The 17,008-nt window shown below is 76.0% G+C and carries 13 protein-coding genes; 7 read left to right on the forward strand and 6 right to left on the reverse strand.

Annotated features, from left to right (window positions below; genetic code table 11):
• Window positions 1–82 precede the first annotated feature (82 nt).
• Window positions 83–5,860 (reverse strand): TIR domain-containing protein, encoded by a 5,778-nt coding sequence (locus O7619_RS19485; protein WP_282282512.1) that lies wholly within the window; start codon window positions 5,858–5,860, stop codon window positions 83–85.
• Between the two features lie 109 nt (window positions 5,861–5,969).
• On the opposite strand from O7619_RS19485, the gene O7619_RS19490 reads away from it, so the two are divergent.
• A complete protein-coding gene (locus tag O7619_RS19490; protein ID WP_282282513.1) occupies window positions 5,970–7,199 on the forward strand; it encodes an SLC13 family permease in 1,230 nt (409 codons plus the stop codon).
• Window positions 7,200–7,236: 37 nt separating this feature from the next.
• Here the strand turns inward: O7619_RS19490 and O7619_RS19495 are convergent, their stop codons facing one another.
• Both O7619_RS19495 and O7619_RS19500 read right to left on the reverse strand, forming a co-directional pair.
• The gene (locus O7619_RS19495; protein WP_282282515.1) at window positions 7,237–7,668 is read right to left on the reverse strand and encodes a hypothetical protein; all 432 of its coding nucleotides are present in this window, start codon (window positions 7,666–7,668) and stop codon (window positions 7,237–7,239) included.
• Window positions 7,661–8,983: a molybdopterin-dependent oxidoreductase gene (locus O7619_RS19500; protein ID WP_282282517.1), complete on the reverse strand. Its 1,323-nt coding sequence runs from the start codon at window positions 8,981–8,983 to the stop codon at window positions 7,661–7,663. Before O7619_RS19500 ends, O7619_RS19495 begins: the two co-directional genes overlap by 8 nt.
• Window positions 8,984–9,127: 144 nt before the next feature.
• On the opposite strand from O7619_RS19500, the gene O7619_RS19505 reads away from it, so the two are divergent.
• A complete protein-coding gene (locus tag O7619_RS19505; RefSeq protein WP_282282518.1) occupies window positions 9,128–10,198 on the forward strand; it encodes an NAD-dependent epimerase/dehydratase family protein in 1,071 nt (356 codons plus the stop codon).
• A gap of 368 nt (window positions 10,199–10,566) precedes the next feature.
• Here the strand turns inward: O7619_RS19505 and O7619_RS19510 are convergent, their stop codons facing one another.
• Window positions 10,567–12,111: a hypothetical protein gene (locus O7619_RS19510; RefSeq protein ID WP_282282522.1), complete on the reverse strand. Its 1,545-nt coding sequence runs from the start codon at window positions 12,109–12,111 to the stop codon at window positions 10,567–10,569.
• A gap of 145 nt (window positions 12,112–12,256) precedes the next feature.
• Here O7619_RS19510 and O7619_RS19515 point away from each other — a divergent pair, with 145 nt between their 5' ends.
• The 4 genes from O7619_RS19515 to O7619_RS19530 all read left to right on the forward strand — a co-directional run bounded on the left by O7619_RS19515 (window position 12,257) and on the right by O7619_RS19530 (window position 15,476).
• Window positions 12,257–12,931, forward strand: a complete 675-nt coding sequence (locus O7619_RS19515; RefSeq protein WP_282282524.1) for a glycosyltransferase family 2 protein — start codon at window positions 12,257–12,259, stop codon at window positions 12,929–12,931.
• The gene (locus O7619_RS19520; protein ID WP_282282525.1) at window positions 12,928–13,617 is read left to right on the forward strand and encodes a DUF2064 domain-containing protein; all 690 of its coding nucleotides are present in this window, start codon (window positions 12,928–12,930) and stop codon (window positions 13,615–13,617) included. Before O7619_RS19515 ends, O7619_RS19520 begins: the two co-directional genes overlap by 4 nt.
• 170 nt (window positions 13,618–13,787) lie before the next feature.
• Window positions 13,788–14,384 carry a methyltransferase domain-containing protein gene (locus tag O7619_RS19525; RefSeq protein WP_348774382.1) on the forward strand — a complete coding sequence of 199 codons (597 nt, stop codon included), beginning with the start codon at window positions 13,788–13,790 and terminating at the stop codon, window positions 14,382–14,384.
• Window positions 14,385–14,582: 198 nt separating this feature from the next.
• On the forward strand, window positions 14,583–15,476 hold the full coding sequence (locus O7619_RS19530; protein WP_282282527.1) for a GNAT family N-acetyltransferase: 894 nt from the start codon (window positions 14,583–14,585) through the stop codon (window positions 15,474–15,476).
• A gap of 31 nt (window positions 15,477–15,507) precedes the next feature.
• On the opposite strand, the gene O7619_RS19535 is transcribed toward O7619_RS19530, so the two are convergent.
• The gene (locus tag O7619_RS19535; protein ID WP_282282528.1) at window positions 15,508–15,729 is read right to left on the reverse strand and encodes a hypothetical protein; all 222 of its coding nucleotides are present in this window, start codon (window positions 15,727–15,729) and stop codon (window positions 15,508–15,510) included.
• A gap of 30 nt (window positions 15,730–15,759) precedes the next feature.
• On the opposite strand from O7619_RS19535, the gene O7619_RS19540 reads away from it, so the two are divergent.
• Window positions 15,760–16,122, forward strand: coding sequence for a hypothetical protein (locus tag O7619_RS19540; protein WP_282282529.1), 363 nt, complete (start codon window positions 15,760–15,762; stop codon window positions 16,120–16,122).
• Here O7619_RS19540 and O7619_RS19545 read toward each other — a convergent pair.
• A complete protein-coding gene (locus O7619_RS19545) occupies window positions 16,097–16,993 on the reverse strand; it encodes an inositol monophosphatase family protein (RefSeq protein WP_282282530.1) in 897 nt (298 codons plus the stop codon). The genes O7619_RS19540 and O7619_RS19545 overlap by 26 nt on opposite strands.
• Window positions 16,994–17,008: the final 15 nt, after the last annotated feature.

Raw genomic sequence — 17,008 nt, forward strand, 5'->3', positions numbered from 1 at the left:
ACGCGCTCGGACCACACCACTACGCCGAAGTGGAGTGGATCAAGCCACCGAGGCGGGCCGACCAGGACCGGCGACGCCGCGATCAGAAGGGGGCGTCGACGGGTAGGCGGCGGACGTGCGTGAGGTAGGGGTCCAGCTCGCCGACCTCGAAGCGGCAGGTGCCGATGACGTGCCAGAACTGGCCGCCCGAATCGCCGTCCAGCTTGTACCGGCCGTCGGGACTCACCGCGGCCCAGCCGTCCGGCAGGCCGATGAGCGTGGTCCGCAACTGGGCGTGCTCCGGGTCCGCCACGTCCCACAGCCGGACCGTGCCGTCGTCGCCGGCGCTGGCGAGCAGGCTGCTGTCCGGGCTGAAGTGCACCGACCAAACCCGCCGGGTGTGCGCGGCCAGGCTGCCGTGCAGCCGGCCGGTGCCCGGATCCCACAGCCGGATCACCAGGTCGTCCCCGGCGGTGGCGAGCAGGTTGCCGTCCGGGCTGAACGCGCACGACCAGAGCCGCCCGACGTGCGCGGTGAGCACGGTGCGCCGCTCGCCGGTGCGCGCGTCCCAGATCACCGCCGTGCCGTCGTTCCCGGCGCTGGCCAGCAGCGTCCCGTCGACGTTGAAGCCGACCGAGTAGACCCGGTCGGTGTGGTGCTCCAGGGTCCGCCGGCAGGTGGCGGTGGCCGCGTCCCACAGGCGTACCGCCTGGTCGTCGCCGCCGGTCGCGATGGTCTCGCCGTCGGGGCTGAACGCCACCGTGCGCACCCGGCCCCGGTGCGGGGCGAGCGTGGCGAAGAGCCGGCCGGTGCGGCGATACCACAGGCGTACGGTGTCGTCGTCGTTCGCGGTCGCGAGCGCGTCACCGTCCGGGCTGAACGCGACCGCCCAGACGTGGTCGGTGTCCACGTTGAGTTCCCGCTCGTCGGCGCCGGTGTCGGTGTTCCACAGGTGCACGCCGCCGTCGCCGCTGGGCGTGGCCACCATCGGCTCGTCCGGGCAGAAGACCACCGAGAGCAGGCGGTCGGCCGGGGTGGCGAGCCGCCGCAGCAGGCGGCCGGTGCGCGGCTCCCAGAGCCGAATCACCCCGTCGTTGCCGCAGGCCGCCAGCACCTCCCCGTCGTCGCGGAAGGAGAGCGCGGTGACCCGCCGCCCGTGCCCGCGCAGCGTCTGCTGGAGCTGCCCGGTGCGCACGTCCCACAACCGGGTGGTGCCGTCGTTGCTGCTGGTCGCCACCTGCGCCTGGTCCGGCCGCCACACCACCGGCCAGACCGAGCCGCGGTGCCGGGTCAGCTCGTGCCGCACCTGACCGTCGTCGGTGTCCCAGAGCTGGATCGCGCCGTCGCTCGCGGAGGTGGCGAGCAGGCTGCCGTCGCCGTTGAACCGGACGCTGTAGATGGCTCCGCGCTGCCGGCCGAGCAGCCGCACCGGGCGGCCGGTCTCCGTCTCCCACAGCCGCAGCGCGCCGTGCGTGTCGCCGGTGGCCATCAGCGTGCCGTCCGGACTGATGTCGAGGGCGTACACGTCGGCCTCGTGGCCGCGGGGCTGGCGCAGCAGCTCGCCGTCGGTGGCCCGGCGGATCCAGACCCGCCCGTGCTGCCCGACGGCGGCCAGCAGCCGGCCGTCCGGCGAGTGCACCACCCGGTAGACCACCTCCGGCTCGCGCACCTCGAACGCCACCCGGCCGGTGTGGATGTCCCAGCCGCGGACCGTGCCGGCGCTGTCCGCCACCACGACCCGCCGGCCGTCGGGGCTGAACGAGGTGCCCCAGATCGGCGCCGCGTGCCCCCGCCACGTGTGACGCAGCCGCGCGGTGCGGGTGTCGTAGAGCCGGACCACGCCGGCCGCGTCACCCACCACCAGCCGGCCCCGGCGCCCGTCGGTGAGCAGCGGCCACACCCAGCCGGTGAAGACGTCCTCGATGACGTGCCGCACGTCGCCGTGGTCGGCGTCCCACAGCCGTACGGTGAGGTCCGCCGCGCCGGTGACGAGCTGGTGCGAGGCGGCGTCGTAGCGGACCGCGTAGACCCGGGACCGGTGCCCGGACAGGGTGCGCACCGCCAGCCCGGTGGCCGTGTCGCAGAGCAGCACCCCACCGTCGTCGTTGCCGACCGCCAGCACCGCGCCGTCGGGGCTGTAGGCGACCGGCACCGGCAGTCGGCCCACCTCGAAGCCGTACCCGACGCCCACCGCGGGCGGGGCCAGGCCCGGCGTCACCGGCCGGCCCGGCGCGACGACGGCGCCGCGCAGCTCCGGGGCGCGCAGCAACGCCGCGTCGGCGTTGACGTCGATCAACGCCGTCCGGTGCCAACTGCTGCCGGTGATCCGCGCCCCGCGCAGGTCGGCCCGGAACAGCCGGGCGCCGGCCAGGTCCGCGTCGCGCAGGTCCGCCCCGGCGAGGCGGGCCTGGTCGAGCCGCGCGCCCCGCAGCCGGGCGTGCGCCAGCCGGGCCTCGGTCAGGTTCGTGGCCATCAGCCGGGCGTCGGTCAGGTCGGCGCCGGTCAGGTCGGCCCCGGCCAGCTCCCGGTGGGACAGGTCCTCGCCGCGCAGCACCGCGCCGCGCAGGTCGGCCCGGTCGGGCAGGCGCAGCCGGGCGGAGAGCCGCATCGCGTTGGCGCGCAGCGTCTCGCCGGCCGACTCGTCGGCGAGCACGCGGGCCGCCCACGCGGCGCAGCGGGCCGGGTCGGCGAGGTCACCGAGGAACTCCACGGCCAGCGCGGACAGCGACCGCACCGCGAGCGCGGTCGGCTCCTCCCCCCGGTTGAGCTGGTCCGCGACGCCGTCGGCGACCAGCCACTCCATCACCGAGGTGTGGATGAACCCGAACAGCCCGTCGTCGGTGCGGACCAGCAGGCTGCCGGCGCCCACCGCGTGCGCGGCCTGCGGCCCGGACAGCCGGGACTCGGCCCGCCCGGCGAGCTGGCCGGCGGCCTCGGTCAGCTCGGCCAGCCGCAGGTAGGACTCGCCGCTCTCCCAGAGCTGGAACGCCAGCCGGCTGACCGCCTGCCACAGCTCGGGCCGCCGCAGGTTCACCGGCGCGCCCGGGATGCCCTGGGTGCGCCGTTCCTCGAAGTCCAGCCAGGCGGCGAGGATCTCCCGGTAGAGCGTGGCGGCGCTGAACGTGCCCCCGGCACCGGCCACCGCGGCCAACCGTCCCTCGTCCAGGTTGGCGATGAACCCGAGCATGCGCGGGTTGCGGGAGAGCCCGAGCAGGTCGTTCACGCCGGCGAGCAGGCTCATCCGCTCCCGGGCCGCCGCCTCGTCGCCGTCGTAGCGGTTACGCAGGAACGCCTCGATCTGGCCCGGGGTGAAGTCCTCCACCGCGAGCACCCGGCGGTGCGGCAGCAGGCCGACCCGCTCGCCCAACGCGGTCAACACCTGCGAGTTGGTCTTGAAATGCTGGGTCCGGCTGCTCACCACGATCTTCGCGGCGCCCTCGGCCGCCTGCAACAGCGTCTCCAGGTGGTCGGCCGCCCGGTCGTAGGTCACCCGGGCCACCAGCTCGTCGAAGCCGTCGAAGAGCAACACGATGCGACCCTGGCGCAGCATGTAGCGGAACGCCTTCAGGTCGATCACCTGCTCGCCGTGGTTGGCCAGGTGCGCGGCGACCAGACCGTCGACGGAGTGCGCCTTGTCCAGCGCGCGCAGCTCGACCAGGATCGGGATCAGGTCCGGCGCGGCGGTGGGCAGCCGGCGCGCCACCTCGCGCAACGCGAACGTCTTGCCCCGGCCGAAGTCGCCGAGCACGAGCACGAACCGGCCGTCCGGCGCGGAGACGGTCTCCAGCAGCTCGTCCACCACGTCGTCGCGGACCCGCTGGTCGGCGCCGACCAGGTGGCGGTAGCGCTGCGGCACGTACTGGCCCGGCGGGTAGAGCCGGTCGGCCTGGAGCCGGGCGGTCTGCGCGGCGACGTAGTCGCGCAGGTCGAGCAGGCCCTGGAACTCGGTCAGGTGCAGCACCCGGACGCCGCGCCGCTGCGCCTCCTCGGCCAGCCCGCGCGGCACCCGGTCGCCGTCGTAGACCAGCTCCGAGGGAATGTCCGGGTCGGTGGCGTGCACCCGGCGGGCGAACCGGTCCACGTCGGCCGGCGCGGGCGTGCCCACGTGCGCGCCGACCCGCTGCTGCCGGACCACGCCGTCGGAGCGGTAGCTGACGTAGAGGTGCGGCGGGTCGGCGTCGACCCGGCGCACCAGCACCCGGTCGTAGCGGGCCTCGCACACCTCGGCGAGCCGGTCGAGCAGCCGCTCGACCGGGGTCGCGGGCACCACCGCCGGGGCGGCCTCGCCCTGGGTCGGGCCCTCCCCGGTGGCCGGACGCCGCGGGTCGGGCACCTGGGCCGGGCCGGACGCGCCGAACGTCGCCTCGGCCCGGGGCCATCCCAGCGCGGTCGACTCGCCGGCGTCCCGGCGGTCGTCGCGGCCGAGCACCCAGCGCGTCATCCCGTCCGCGCCGAGCCGCAGCACCTGGGCCCGGCCGTCGCGCGGGGCGGCGACCAGCGGCACCACCGGGTCGGCCCGCCCGGTCGGCGCGGCGTCGGAGAGCAGCAGGTTGAGCATCGGGCCGACCAGCCGGTTGACCGAGCCGCGGTCGCGCAGCGACACCCGGTCCGGCGGGACCTCGTCGGCGTACGGGCTGCGGGGGCCGGGGGCGTGCGCCATCGCGCCCAGCCGCAGCCAGCCGGACTGCTGGTAGTGCCGCAGCCGCTGGGCGAACCAGGTGGACTGCGCCTCGCCGAGGAAGCCGTACCGGTCCTCCTCGCGGTGGGTGATGGCGATGGTGGAGTTCAACCCGGCCACCACCACCCGCAGGTCGGGCACCGCGAACAGCGTCCAGGGCTGCTCGCTGTCGAAGATCCGGTCGTCGAGGCCCTGGTAGAGGTCGTCGAAGAGCCGCGCGTAGTGCCGCCACTTGGGCCAGTAGGGCGGCTGCGGGTCGACGTCGTCGGCCTCGCAGGTGGCGAAGTAGGCCCGGCAGGCGGCCATCGTCACGTCGCGCGGGCCGGGCACCACGACCAGACGGTGCGGCTCCAGGCCGAGCAGCACCCGCAGCCCGGTGAGAAAGCTCAGCGCGTCGGAGAACTCCCGCGCGCTGCCCGACTCGGTCAGGTTGCCGCCCACCACCAGCAGGTCCGGCCGGGGCACCCCGTCGTTCATCAGCAGCGTCAGGTCACCCATCACCTGTTCCTGCACCTCACCGGGGGTGACCGGGGCGCCCGGGGAGATGACGCCACGGCCGAACCGCGGCCCGCCCACCTGGAGCACGGTGATGGTGTCGCGGGCGGTCGGCGGCGCCACCGCGGCCGGCGGGAACGGCGGCGGGTTGATCGGGGTACGCCGTGGCCGGCGCTGCGCGGGCGCGCCGGCGACGGGCGCGGCGAGCACGCCGGCGGGGTCGTCGAGGTGGCGCGGGAACACCGGCTGCCGCATCGGTTTGGCCCGGCCGTCGAGCGCCTCCCGGATCCGGTCCAGCACCCGGGCGCGGGCCCGCGCCGGGTCGTCCACCCCGACCAGGTCGACGTAGGTGATGGTGGCGAGCAGGCCGTCGATCGGGCAGTCTTCCACCCGCACCGTGACGAGCTTGTTGCCGGTGCCGTCCGGGTCGGCGCGCAGCGCCGCCTGCCACTCCAGCTTGCCGTACGTCGAGTGCAGGTAGCGTTCGGACAGCACCGCCACCACCACCTCGGCCTCGCGGACCCCCCGGTCCATGAAGTCGATGAAGTTGGTGCCGGCGACGAAGTCCCACGCCTGGAGCAGGGTGCGGTAGCCCGCCTCCTCGAACTCCCAGGCCAGCCATGTCGCCCAGCGCTCGTCGGCGGGCGAGTAGCTGATGAAGAAGTCGATCGGCCGGTCGGACCGGGTGGGGTGCGCGCCTACAGCCACGTGGTCATTATGACCACCGACGGTCAACAGATCGACACCCACGGCAGCTCGGGCGCGGTGGTCACGGCGGGCCGGCCGGGCCGGTCCGGATGTGCGAGGATCGTCGTTCGTGGAGACCGTCGGCGACCCGCCGTCCGCCGCGCCGGACCGGCCCCGCCGGCGGCTGCACCCGTTGGACTGGATCGCGATCGGGCTGGCCGTGGCCGGCGTGCTCTGCGTCCTCACCGGGCTGCTGCCGCGCGCCGACGCCGAGGCCACGATGCGCCGGATCGGCCCCATCCTGATCTTCCTCGGCACGGTGGTGGTGCTGGCCGAGCTGACCGCGATCGCGGGCGTGTTCGACGCGCTCGCCGCCCGGGTGGCGATCACCGCGCGGGGCAGCTTCCGGGCGCTGTTCTGGCTCTGCGTCGTCGTCGCGTCCGTGACCACCGTCGCGCTCAACCTGGACACCACGGCGGTGCTGCTCACGCCGGTGATGATCGCCCTGGCCCGGACGCTCAACGTGCCGCCGACGCCGCTGGCCATGACCACGGTGTGGCTGGCCAACACGGCGAGCCTGCTGCTGCCGGTGTCCAACCTGACGAACATCCTGGCCAGCAACCGGATCGGCCTGGACCCGCTGCCGTGGGCGGCGCGGATGTGGTGGCCGCAACTGGTCGCCATCGCCGTCACCATGTTGCTGCTGTGGTGGTGGTACTGGCGGCCGGCGCGCGCCGACGCCGACCCGTTCGTCCCGCCGCCGCCCTACCAGCCGCCGGACCGGGTCGTCTTCCGCACCGCGCTCGTCGCCTGCCTGCTGTTCGTCGCCGGGGTGCTGGCCGGCGTGGCGATCGGCGTCGCCTCCGGGGTGGCCGCCGCGATCCTGGTGGCCGGTTTCGCGGTGCGGGCCCGGCACCGGCTGCGCCCGGCGCTGGTGCCGTGGCGGCTGCTGGTGTTCGTGACCGGGCTGTTCCTGGTGGTGCAGACCATCGGGCGGCACGGCCTGGACCACGTGATGGGCGCGCTGATCGGCACCGACCCGGGAGCGGAGGGGGCGCTGCGGGCGGGCGCCGTCGGCGCGCTGTTCAGCAACGTGGTGAACAACCTGCCCGCGTACCTGGCCGGCGAGGCGGTGATCGCCGCCGACCGGCACACCCAACTGCTGGCGCTGCTTGTCGGCACGAACGTCGGCCCGCTGGCCACGCCGTGGGCGTCGCTGGCCACGCTGATCTGGTACGAGCGGTGCCGGGCCGCCGGCGTGGCGGTGCCGCTGGGCCGGTTCGTGGCGACGAGCGCCGCGCTTGCCGCCCTCGCCACCGCCGGCACGGTGCTCGCCCTGCTGGTCGGCCCGGGCGCCTGAGCGCCGCCCCGGAAAGCGCCCGCACGGCCGGCGCGCGTCAGCGGCGGCGCAGGCGGCGGCGGGCGGCGTAGTGCGCCGCGCTCGCGGCGAACAGCACGGCGGTGACCGCCAGCCAGCGGCCGAGCAGGGGGCGGGGCGACAGGCCGGTGGCCGCCGCGTACGTGCCGTCGCCGAGGCCCAGCACGGTCGGCAGGTAGACCCCGAACAGCAACGCCGACAGGTACGCCGGCACCCGGACGTGGTTGCGCAGCGACGGGCCGGCGCGGCGCAGCGTCCGGTCGAGAGCCGCGTACACGGGGAAGAGCACCAGGTCGTGGGCGACCACCGCGCCGAGGAACCAGAGCAGCATCCGGCCGGCGGTCGGCTCGCCGGCCAGCCGCAGCGCGATCCACCCGGTCACCGCGAAGCAGCCCACCAGGAGCAGCAGGTGCCAGGCCGCCGCGCCGTACGCCCGCCGGAACTCAACCATCGAACACGATCTCCTCCACCCACTTGGTGCAGTGCACGCCGGGCAGCGCGGGCACCACGACCCGCGCCGGAAAGCCGTGGTCGGGGCTCAGGTCCACGCCGTTGACCCGCAGCGCCAGCAGCGCGTCCGGGTCGGACACCTGGCCGCCGTGCAGGGTGGCCCGGCTGAACAGCCCGCCGCGCTCCAGCGACCGGACCCGCGCCGCGCCGGCATCGGCGGCGTCGACGAGCGCGGCGAGGTCGCGCAGGCGTACCCCGGTCCAGGTCTGCGACGTGGACCAGCCCTCCACGCACGCGATCGGCAGCGTGGCGGTGTGCTGGGGCAGCGCGAGCAGTCCGGCCCGGTCCAGCGTGACCGTGCGGGCGCCGGCGCGCAGCGCCAGCCGCCAGCCCGGCCCGACCCGGTCGGCCGTGACGCCAGCCGCGGCGGCGGTGCGGTTGACCGGGAAGCCGGTCGGCCCGTCGTCGGCCCGCCGGCCCCGGGGTAACAGCAACGCGGTACGCCGCAGCGCGTCCACGCTCTGCCCCACGGTCAGCGCGGCGAGCAGCAACGCGCCGCCCCCGGCCAGCGCCAGCACCCCCCGGCGGCTCATCGTCGCCGGCCCGGGCTCGCGCGCCACCAGGCCGTCCGGATCCGCCGGCTCGGGCCGGGTCCGTTCCACCGGGGTACGCGCGAAGCCCGGCCCGCGCAACGCGGTCACCATCCGGGGCAGCTTGATCGCCACGTGGACCACGAGCGCCACCGTGAAGACCCACGCGCCGTACCAGTGGGCGGTGTAGAAGTCGAAGCCGAACAGGTACGCGTACTGGACGTTGAGCAGGCCGGTCGCGCTCTGGAACAGGATGCCGCCGACCAGCAGCAGCAACGACAGCCGCTCCAGCACCTGTGCCGCCGAGCGGGCCGGCGGCCAGGCGAACAGTTTCGGCACCACCGACCAGAGCTTCGCCAGCACCACCGGCACCAGCACGATGCCGAGCGTCACGTGCAGCCCCTGGGTGACCCGGAACAGCCAGGCCGGGCGGGTCGGCCAGTCGAACACCGGCGGGTGCAGCCAGCCCACGTCCCGGGGGAACGCCTGGTCGAAACGGGGACCGTAGGCGATCCAGTCGAGCAGCCCGGTGACCACCACCAGCGGCAGGGTGGCCAGCAGCACGGCACCCAGCACGGAGGTCAGCCACGGCCCGCGTACCGGGCTGCGCCAGGCCCGGTCGACCGTGTCGACCCCGGGCGGACGGCTCCGGTCCAGGGCCCGCCAGAACCGGGCCGGCGCGGCGTACCCCGGCTCGTCTGGGGATGGGGCGTCGGTGGTGGTCACGGGATGGGACGCTAGACGCCATCGGCGGCCGGCGACGGCGTTTGCCGCATTACCGAAGCCTTACCGCCGCCGTCCCTTACGGACCGCTGACGTCCTGCCGGAACCGGCCTCCGACCCGGCCCGGGTGCCCTAGCGTGGGCCGGTATGCGGGTACTGGTCACCGGCGCGGCCGGGTTCATCGGATCGCAGATCGCCGACCTGCTGGCGGCCGAGGGCCACGAGCCGGTCTGCGTGGACGCCCTGCTGCCGCAGGCGCACGGCGGGACACTGCCGGAGTGGTCCCGACGGCACGACCCGGTGGTCGGGGACGTGCGCGACGGCGCGCTGCTCGACCGGCTGCTGTCCGGCGTGGACGCGGTCTGCCACCAGGCGGCCATGGTCGGGCACGGGCTCGATCCGTCCGACGCGCCCGACTACGCCGCGCACAACGACCTCGGCACGGCGGTGTTGCTGGCCGCCATGCACCGGGCCGGGGTACGCCGGCTGGTCCTGGCCAGTTCGATGGTGGTCTACGGCGAGGGCCGCTACACCTGCGCCCGGCACGGCGTGGTCCGGCCCGCCCCGCGCCGCGCCGCCGACCTGACCGCCGGCCGGTACGACCCGACCTGCCCCGACTGCGGCGGCACGCTCGCCCCGGCGCTGGTGCCCGAGGACGCGCCGCTGGAGCCGCGCAGCACGTACGCGGCGAGCAAGCTCGCCCAGGAGCACTACGCCGCGGCGTGGGCCCGGCAGACCGGCTGCGGGGTGTGGGCGCTGCGCTACCACAACGTCTACGGCCCCCGGATGCCCCGCGACACCCCGTACGCCGGGGTGGCCTCGCTGTTCCGGTCCGCGCTCGCCGCCGGCCGGGCCCCCACGGTGCTGGAGGACGGCCGGCAGCGCCGGGACTTCGTGCACGTCACGGACGTGGCGCGGGCGAACCTGCTGGCGCTGACCGCGCCGCCGCCCGAGGGCCTGGTGCCGGTGAACGTCTGCTCCGGCGAGCCGCACACCGTCGGCGACCTGGCGACGGCGCTGGCCCGGGCGATGGACGGCCCGGAGCCGGTGGTCGCCGGCGGCGCGCGGGCGGCCGATGTCCGGCACGTGGTGGCCGACCCGGCACGTGCCCGGGAACTGCTCGGCTACACCGCGCGGGTCACCTTCACCGAGGGAGTCACCGCCTTCGCCACGGATCCCCTCCGCTCCCCCGCCACCTTCTCCCCTCAACCCGCCTGACCACCTCGCTCGGCTCGGCTCGGCTCGGCTGGATACTGATGGTGGACCTGTTCTCTCGCATCGTGCCGCCGCCATCCGATGGGCAAGCCCTGGCCAGAAGACACCTCTGGCGTTCCACTCGCGCTCCATGCCGCCCGCGAGTGGAACGCCAAGGGTGTGTCAGGGCGCCGGAGACACCCATGGCGTTCCAGTCGCGGCCCATCCCGCCCGCGAGTGGAACGCCAAGGGTGCGTCACGGTGTGTCCCGGCGCGCGACCTCACGCGCCGATCTGTGAGCTTGTGGCACCTTCGACAGCACGCGCACCACAACTTCATGATTGGCGAAGTACGCTCGTCGACGCCTCCGGGGAGACACGCCACGGGCGGCGTCAGGAGACCGTGAGGAGCAGGTGGTTGACGAGCAGGGCGGTCAGCGCCTGGGCGGCCAGCCACCAGCGGCGGGCCGACGGGGGCAGGTGCGCGGCAGCGACGAGCAGCCAGACCACGAACGGCAGCCAGATCCGCTCCACCTCGGCCTTGCTCATCCCCGACAGGTCGGCGGCGGCCACCACAAGCGCGGCGGCGGCGGGCAGCAGCACCGTCGGCCCGAGCGCGACCAACCGCCGCACCCGGAGGATCCAAGCCGACCAGCCGACGGATGTCGGCACGTCGCCCGCGGAGCCCTGGAGGCGACCGACATTCGGCGCCGCCTCCACGGCGCCCGGCCCCACCAGCCCGACGGTGGTATGCCCCGCAGCGGTCTGCCCGACGGCTGCGTCCCCGACAGCTCCGGGCCCGACGGCGGCGCGCCAGGTGGCTCGGGCGGCGAGCGCGGTGCGGCGCAGCGCCGGCCCGAGCACCGGCCCGGCGGAGAGCAGCAGCGCGGCCAGGTTCGCCCAGACCCAGTAGGCGTACGGGCGGTCGGCCGCCCAACCCTGGTAGTAGCGCTCGACGACCCGCTCGTACCCCTCCCACCAGCGGAAACCGCCGAGCACGAAAAGCGCCGTGACCGCCGCGACGCCGGCAGCGGCGGCGAGCAGGGCGACCCGGCGGCGGTCCGGCCGCAGCGCCAGCACGGTTGCCGCCAGCACGCCGACCAGCACGAACCCGTACGACAGGTGCAGCGCGAAGCCGAGCAACAGCCCGCCGGCCAGCGCGGCGAACGGTCCCCGTACCGCCAGCAGGGCCAGCCCGGCGGCGACCACGCCGGTGAACACCGCGTCGGCGGAGGCGCCCAGCCACACCGCCCCGGGCAGCAGCACCAGGAACGGCAGCACCGCCCGGGCCGCGTCGGCGGCACCCAGCGCGCGCAGCGTGACCGGCACGGTGACCGCGACCGTCGCGCCGACCAGCACGCAGCAGAGCGCGGCGGCGGCGCCACCGCCGAGCCCGACCCGGTCGAGCCAGACGAAGACCAGCAGCGCGCCGGGCGGGTGCCCGGCGGTGTGGGTGGACCAGGAGTCGGGCTGGAAGTCGAGGATCCGGTCGGTGAACCCGGCCAGCATCCGAGGGATGTCGGTCACCCCGGGCACCTCGTGCAGGTATTCTGCCTGCGGCGTCAACCGCCGGGCCAGCCCGACGGTCCACCCGTCCACCAGGGCCAGCGCCACCGTCCAGGCCACCGCCGCCAGCCAGCCGGCGGCCAGCAGCGGCCCCCATCGGGCGGTACGCGCCCAGCGCAGCCCCGGCCCGAGCACGGTCAGCGCGACGAGCACCGCGAGCGGCGTACCCCAGCCGACGTGTGGCCGCCAGGTGGCGTACAGCGGCGCGGTGTCGGCGTGCAGGCCGACGCCGCGCCGGTTGAGCACCAGCCCGACCACGACGGCGGCGGCGAGCAGCGCCACCTCGACGGCGACCGCGGCCAGGTCGCCCCGGTGCGGGGAACCGGTGCGGTCCGGGGCGGGGGCGCGGCGAAGCGTGGGTGCGGATCTCATGACGACCGGACGGTACGGCCCGTCGGCGCCGGCCGGGACGGCAATCGCAGGCCCGTCACGAGATGGTAAGAAATACCTGGTCGGTAAGGGTTCCGTAAGCACGATCGGGGCTCGGCCGGGCGGCTGCCGGCCTAGCGTCGACGGCATGCGGACACAGATCGACGTGGTGCTGCCGTGCCTGGACGAGGCCGCCGCCCTTCCCGGGGTGTTGACCGCGCTGCCGCCGGGCTACCGGGCCATCGTGGTGGACAACGGCTCCCGGGACGGCTCGCCGGAGGTGGCGGCCCGGCACGGCGCCCGGGTGGTACGCGAGCCCCGGCGCGGCTACGGCGCGGCCGTGCACACCGGGTTGACGCACGCCGAGACCGAGCTGGTCTGCGTGCTGGACGCGGACGGCTCGTTCGACCCGGGTGAGCTGCCGGCGCTCGTCGACCCGGTGGCCGCCGGCACGGCCGACCTGGCGGTGGGCCGCCGCCGGCCGGTGTCCGCCGGGGCCTGGCCGTGGCACGCGCGGGCCGGCACCGCGCTCGTCGCCGCACTGCTGCGGCAACGCGGGGTGCCGCTGCGCGACCTCAGCCCGATCCGGGTCGCCCGACGCGAGGCGCTGCTGGGGCTCGGAGTCACCGACCGGGCGTTCGGCTATCCCCTGGAGCTGATGATCCGGGCCGCGGCGGCGGGCTGGCGGATCCACGAGCGGGACGTACGCTACGCCCCGCGCGCCGCCGGCACGAAGTCCAAGGTGTCCGGCTCGGTACGCGGCACGGTGCGGGCCACCCGCGACTTCCTCGCGGTGCTGCGCAGTGTGGACGGCCCCCGGTGACCGTGCTGCTGGTGGTGGCGAAGGCCCCGGTGCCGGGCGCGGTGAAGACCCGGCTCTGCCCGCCGGCCACGCCGACGCAGGCGGCCCGGGTCGCCGCCGCCGCGCTGCGTGACACGGTGGACGCGGTGGCCGCCACCGAGGGGGTGGTGCCGGTGCTGGCGCTGGCCGGGCGCTTCGCCGACGGCGAGGACGGTCCCGGCCTGGCCGCCGCCGTCACGGGCTGGACGGTGCTGGCGCAGCGGGGCGACGGCCTGGCCGACCGGCTGGCGTACGCGCACGCCGACGTGGCCGACGCCTACCCGGGGCGGCCGGTGGTGCAGATCGGCATGGACACGCCGCAGGTGACGCCGGCGCGGCTGGCTGAGGCCGTACACCGGTTGGCGGTGCCCGGCGTGGACGCGGTGCTGGGCCCGGCCGCGGACGGTGGTTGGTGGGGCCTGGGCCTGCGTGACCCCCGGCGGGCGGCGGCGCTGCGTGGCGTGCCGATGTCCACCGCCGACACCTGTCGGCTCACCTGGGCGGCGCTTGTCGGCGACGGCCTGCGGGTGGGTGCCCTCCCCACGCTGCGCGACGTGGACGAGTGGGCCGACGCGCTGGCGGTGGCCCGGTCCGCGCCCGGCGGCCGGTTCGCCCGCACGGTGGCCGCGGTGCGGCCGAGGGTGCTCGCCGGCGGCGGTGCCCGGTGAGCGCGAGGAGCGAGCCGGGGTTGCGAGCCCCGCAGTCGCGAACGCAGACGGACCCCGCGAGCGCGAGGAGCGAGCCGGGGTTGCGAGCCCCGCAGTCGCGAACAGACACCGGCCCCGCGAGCGCGAGGAGCGAACCGGGCTTGCGAGCCCTGGACGGTTTCGGCGACGCGCTGCGGCGGCGGGCCGGTGTGCACTGGCTGGTGCACGCCGACGGGGTCCGCCGGCGGCTGCCGGTGGAGCGGTGGCACGGGCCGGCGGAGGCGGCGACCGGCGCGGTGGTGGCCCGCTGCCACGGCCCGACGCTGGACCTGGGTTGCGGGCCGGGCCGGGTCGCGGCGGCGTTGACCCGGGCCGGCGTCACCACCGTCGGGGTGGACGTCTGCGCCCGGGCGGTGGCGTTGACCCGGGCCCGGGGCGCGGTCGCGGTGCGGGCCGACCTGTTCGGGCCGCTGCCCGCGGAGGGCCGGTGGCGGCACGTGGTGCTGCTGGACGGCAACATCGGCATCGGTGGCGACCCGGCCCGGTTGCTGCGCCGGTGCCGGGAGCTGCTGTGCCCGGACGGCGCGGTGTTGGTGGAGTTGGACCCGCCCGGCAGCGGCGCCTGGCAGGGCGAGGCGCACGTGGTGTCCGGCCGGCGGCGCGGGCCCAGCTTCGGTTGGGCGCGGCTGGACACCCGGGCGGTGCACGGGCCGGCCGCCGCGGCCGGGCTCACCGTGCGGGACCTGCACAAGGCGGGCCGCCGTTGGTTCGCCGAGCTGACCGCCTGAGCCCCGCACCCCACCCGGGTCCGACAGATTCTCGGAAAGCGTGGCTGTTCGGGCCCGGATAGCCACGCTTTCCGTGAATCTGCGCGTCGTTGGGTGATGGCGATGGCCACAGCCCGGATTGCGACTCAGCCTTCCACGGTTGCTGTTCAGCGACGTAAACCGCTACGGCGGGCGACCGTCGCCGACTAGCGTGCCCGCATGACCGCCACCCTGCACTTTCACGCCGACCCCGCTGAGTTCCTCGACGCCGCCGGTGCGCATCTCGCCGCCGATCCGGTGGCCAACACCGTGGTCGCCTCCGTCGCGCATCGGATGGCGGCCCGCAGGGCCGACGGCGTCGCGCTGCCGGAGGACGACTGGTGGCTGGTGGTGCGGGACGCCTCCGGAGCGGTGGTCGGCGCGGGCATGCGCGCCGCGCCGTTCCCGCCGCGCCCGCCGTTCCTGCTGCCGATGCCGGCGGAAGCCGCGGTCGCGCTGGCCCGGGCCTGGCACGAGCGCGGCGAAATGGTGTCGGCGGTCAACGGTGCGCTGCCGGCGGCCCGCGACTGCGCCACCGAGGTGGCGCGCCTGAGCGGCGGGCGGGTCGAGGTCGCCCAGCACACCCGGCTGCACGAGCTGGACACGCTGGTGCCGCCGACACCGGTGCCGGGCGCGCTGGCGGTGGCCGGCGCGGACGACGTGGACCTGGTCGCCGCCTGGTTCGACGCGTTCATGGCCGACGCCGACGAGCAGGCGGGACGCCCGCGCGGCGCCAGCGCCCACGAGACGCCCGACCGGGACGAGTTGCTGCGCCGGATCCGCGGCGGCCGGATCTGGTTCTGGACCGACGAGGCGGGCCGGCCGGTGCACCTCACCGCCGCGAACCCGCCGGCGTTCGGCGTCGCCCGGGTGGGCCCGGTCTACACGCCGCCGGAGCACCGTGGGCGCGGGTGGGCCGGCAACGCGGTCGCCGAGGTCAGCCGCCGGCTGTGCGCCGAGGGCGCCCGGGTGTGCCTCTTCACCGACCAGGCGAACCCGACCTCGAACCGGCTCTACGCCCGGCTCGGCTTCCGGCCCGTCGTGGACATGGCCAACCTGGTCGTCGTGCCCTGACAGGGCGACGGGACGGCCCGTGGCCGACGGCTCAGTCGCTGCGGCCGAGCGCGGCCAGTCGATGCGGGTCGGCGATCACGTCCACGGCGGCGATCCGCCCGCCGGTGACCGTGAACGCCATCACCGACAGCGTCCGGCCGCCGGCGCTGACCAGCACCCCGGCGGCGCCGTTGACGAGCACCGGGCGGGCGAACGGGAAGAGCCGGCCGAACGTGGGGGCCTGCGCGGCCACCTCCCGCGCGCCGGTGAGCACGCCTCTGTGCCGGGCGCGGGCGGTCCCACGATGGCGAAACTGCCGGTGGTGCCGGTCCCCGGCGGCCTGCGCCTGCAACCCGTCGACGCCGCCGAGGTGGCGACACGGCTGGTGGAGCTGACGCTCGGCGCGCCGGCCGGGCTGGTGCCCGACCTGGCCGGGCCGGCCACGCACGGCTTCGGCGACCTGCTGGCCGGCTATCTGGCGGCGACCGGGCGGCGCCGGCTGCGGCTGCCGGTGCGCCTGCCCGGCAGGGCCGGACGGGCCTACCGCGACGGGGCGAACCTGGCCCGGCCGGGCGCGACCCGGGGCGTCCGGACCTGGGCGGACTTTCTGGCCGAGCGGCTGCCCCGGCCGGGCGGTCAGCTCACCAGCCGACCGAGCCGAGACTGATCGGGGTGAGGCGACGCACCTGCGGCTCGATCCACTGCGCCGCGGTGACCAGCTTGACCAGCCGGTCGATCGTCTCCGGCGGCCCGGCCACGAAACTGCGCCGGTCCGCCGGGCTGCCGTACTTGTCGTCGAACGTGCCGCCGTCGAGCGCGCGCACCGCCATCCCGGCCTCGGCGGCCAGCAGCATCCCGGCCGGCAGGTCGACCGCCTCGGGGTGGTAGCCGACGATGCCGTCGATGTCGCCGCGGGCCAGCATCACCCAGGACAGCAGCGGCGCCCACAGTTGCAGCACCCGGCGGGCGGTGCTGTCGAGGACGACCTTCAACGCCCGGGCGGTGCTGTCGTCCCGGCGTACCCCGTGCCCCTGGGTCCAGGCCAGCACCGGCGCGGCCGGCACCTCCCGGCGCGCGGCGCGCAGCGGTCGACCCACCGCGTCGGAACCGTGCACGAACGCGCCCCGGCCGCGCACCGCGGACCAGGTCCGGCCGGCGACCGGGTCGTGCACCACGCCGAGCACCGGCGAACCGTGCTCGCACAGGGCGATGCCCACCACGTAGGCCGGCAGCCCGATCGCCACGTTGTTGGTGCCGTCGAGCGGGTCCACGAGCCACGCCCAGGCGGTGTCCGGCGCGTACTCGCCGCCCTCCTCGGCGATCACCCCGTGTGCCGGCCAGCGGGCCCGGATCCGGTCGACGATGAGCCGCTCGGCGGCCAGGTCGAGGTCGGTGACCAGGTCACCGGAGTCGTCCTTGGCCCGGGCGTGCACCTCCCCGCCGATGCCCCGGCGCAGCAGTCGGCCGGCCGCCCGGGCCGCCTGCACCGCGAACCGGTGCGCGTCGCGCAGGTCGGGCCCGCCTCTGTTCGGCTCCATGTCCATGGCTCCTCC

Origin of the sequence: Micromonospora sp. WMMD998 (genome assembly GCF_029581235.1) — a bacterium.
In the GTDB taxonomy this organism is placed as follows: Bacteria; Actinomycetota; Actinomycetes; order Mycobacteriales; family Micromonosporaceae; genus Micromonospora.